This is a genomic window from Allobosea caraganae (assembly GCF_003351345.1).
Classification (GTDB): domain Bacteria; phylum Pseudomonadota; class Alphaproteobacteria; order Rhizobiales; family Beijerinckiaceae; genus Allobosea; species Allobosea caraganae.
The window spans coordinates 1-2618 of record NZ_QQTO01000025.1; the positions used below are offsets into that span (position 1 = coordinate 1).

Sequence of the window (2618 nt, forward strand, 5' to 3'; positions counted from 1 at the left end):
TCGCGCAGGGCGAGGATGTCGTTTCCGCTGAGCGGCCAGAACATCTGGCAGCCGGTCTCGTTGCACAGGCGCGGCGCCAGCCTAGTCGTCTCGACCGTCTCGGGCGCCTGGCGCGGCTTGCCGCCCTTCCTGGCCGGCGGCAGGGCCTGGGCCGGGACGGTGGTCGCGATCACCAGCGGCTCGGTCGCCAGCATGCCGAGCCCGATCGTGATCAGCGCCGCCGGCTTGCCGTTGTCGGCGGTCGAGACGACGATGTCGGCGATCGGCCGGTTGAGCTTGTCGAAGGCGCGGCTGCGCAGGCTGCAGAAGCGCTGGCGGAAGCGCCTGACCTCGTCGCAGACGCTGACCCAGTTCGCGAAGGTCGACTGCGAGCGCGTCACCTCGCCGTCGCGAAAGGCCTCGTGGTCGATCGCGGGGCTCTCCAGCGCCGTGCGCGGCTGCTGCGCCAGGGCAGAACTCGGCTGGGCCGCGAGCAGCAGCAGCGGCAAACCGATTCCAAGTCCCGCAACGATGCGTCCCATGGACACCTTACGTGCACACCCGCCGTTTGATCGTGCAGCTATTGGCCGAGCCGCCGCATTGGGCGAGCGCGGCCTTCTCGGCATCGTCCCAGCTCTCGCGCGAGCGCGCGCTGGCCCGCGCACCGTTCTTGCCCACGGCGACCGCGCCGCAGGAGCTGATCTGCCTGGGGTCCGACTGCGCCTGCCCGTAGCGCGCCCGCCAGAAACTCGAGCGGTTCTCCATCGTCACCATGACCTTGCAGTCGCGCCCGCCCGCGTCCCTGCAGAAGCGCAGCGCCCGCTCGGAGGCCTCGCGCGGCGTCGGCGCGCCCCAGTCGAAGGCGTCGACCTCGTTGTCGCCAGACAGCGCGATCGCCCCGAAGATGTCGGCGAAGAACGGCGAGATCGGCTCGGCCTTGCGGCTCGGCAGGTCGGTCGCGGCCGCCGCGCCGGCGAGCAGCGACAGGCCGAGCAGCGTGCCGGTGAGGCGTTTGATGGTCACAGTCACTCTCCGCATCACAGAGGGCGCCAGGCCCCAGGCTGATCCGATGTCGCGCTCGGCGCAATGATCCCGGTCTTCTTCAAGATCTTGGCCCATCGGCCGGGGGCGACCCGGCCGATGGGCGACCTCCCGGCTCAATCGAGCGAGAAGGAGGCGCCGACCACCGCGCCGATCTCCGGCTTGTTCAGGGTCGGCGCGATGGTCACGGCCGCGTTCACGCGGACCCGGCCGTTCTGCGAGGTGTAGCCGGCGCCGAAGGCGACGCCGAGCTGGCTGCGGTAGTAGCCGACCGCGCCCGCGATCGAGGTCCGGCCCGGCCGGTCGTCGTAGCGCAGGCCCGAGGCGGCCAGTGCCGAGGCGGTGCCGGCCGAGGCGATCTTCTCGTTCTTGCGGATCTGCTCGGTGGTGTAGGCGGCCAGGTTGTTGATCGCCTGGTTGGTCTGGTAGAGCTGGCTGCCGTTGATCGCGTCGGTCGAGGTCGGCGTGACCGCGCCCGGCGCGACGTTGGTCAGCGTCACCGGCGCCCCCACATTGCCGCCATTGGTCGGGCTGTTGAACACGACCGTGTTGGCCTGCGTCGTGCTGTACTGCACCGAGTTGTCGATCTTCGTGCCGAGCGCGTAGAGCTGCGAGCCGTTGATCGCCTGGGTCGAGGTCGCGCTGATCTCGCCCGGCGCGACGTTGTGCAGCACGACCGGCCCGCCGGTCCCGACCAGCTGGAGGTCGTTCGAGGGCGTGCCCGGCGTGGTGTACTGGAGCGGCCCGGCCGCGCCGTTGGCGATGTCCTGCACGCCGCTGAGCACGTTGGTGTAGTTCTTGGTCGAGCCGTTCAGCTTGTAGGTCGGCGAGGTCATGCCGACGTTCGAGGCGACGCTGTAGAGCTGCGAGCCGTTGACCGCGTCGGTCGAGGTCGCGGTGACCGCGCCCGCCGCGACGTTCTGGACCTGCCGCTCCGCCCCGACCGCGCCGACCGAGAAGACGTTGCCGGAGCCCGCCGCCTGGGCGCCGGCGTTGTTGAACACGCCGACCGAGGCGTTGCCGGCGGTGTCGCTCGAGGCCGTCGTCTTCGACCCGGTGCCGACCGCGACCGAGTTCGCCAGGTTGGCGCTGGAGCCGGCGCCGAGCGCCATGGCGTTGTTGGCGCTCGTGTTCGCGCCGTTGCCCATCGCGACGCTGTTGGTTCCGCCGGAGTTCGCCTGCGGGCCGATCGCGACGCTCTCGGCGCCGGCGGCCGTCGAATCCGCGGCGGTCGAGTTGGCGTGGAAGTACTTGATGCCGCCGCCGTTGACCGCCGTGTTGACCACGTTGCCGAGCGCGTAGAGCTGCGAGCCGTTGACCGCGTCGGTCGAGGTCGACGTGATCTGGCCCGCCGCGACGTTGGTGACCTGGCGCTCGTTGCCGACCGAGCCGACCGAGACCACGCTGGTCGGGTTGGTGCCGGCAAAGCCGGTCAGCACGATCGAGTTGCCGCCGCCGGTCGGGATCGTCGCGCCCGAGGTCGGGTTCGGCCCGGCGGTGACCGAGCCCGAGCCCAGGGCCACGTCGCCGGCATTGCTCGCCGTGGCGCCGAAACCGACCGCCGTGCTGCCGTTGCCAGACGCCGTGCTGCCCGCGCC

Annotated in this window: 3 protein-coding genes; all 3 read right to left on the reverse strand. The window is 71.1% G+C overall.

The window, feature by feature from the left end; all coding sequences use genetic code 11:
• Window positions 1–521 (reverse strand): invasion associated locus B family protein (locus tag DWF00_RS19740; protein WP_147284284.1); only part of this gene is annotated, 521 nt, incomplete at its 3' end.
• Window positions 522–528: 7 nt separating this feature from the next.
• On the reverse strand, window positions 529–1002 hold the full coding sequence (locus tag DWF00_RS19745; RefSeq protein WP_181832931.1) for a DUF4189 domain-containing protein: 474 nt from the start codon (window positions 1000–1002) through the stop codon (window positions 529–531).
• Between the two features lie 134 nt (window positions 1003–1136).
• Window positions 1137–2618 (reverse strand): YadA-like family protein (locus DWF00_RS19750; protein ID WP_181832930.1); only part of this gene is annotated, 1482 nt, incomplete at its 5' end.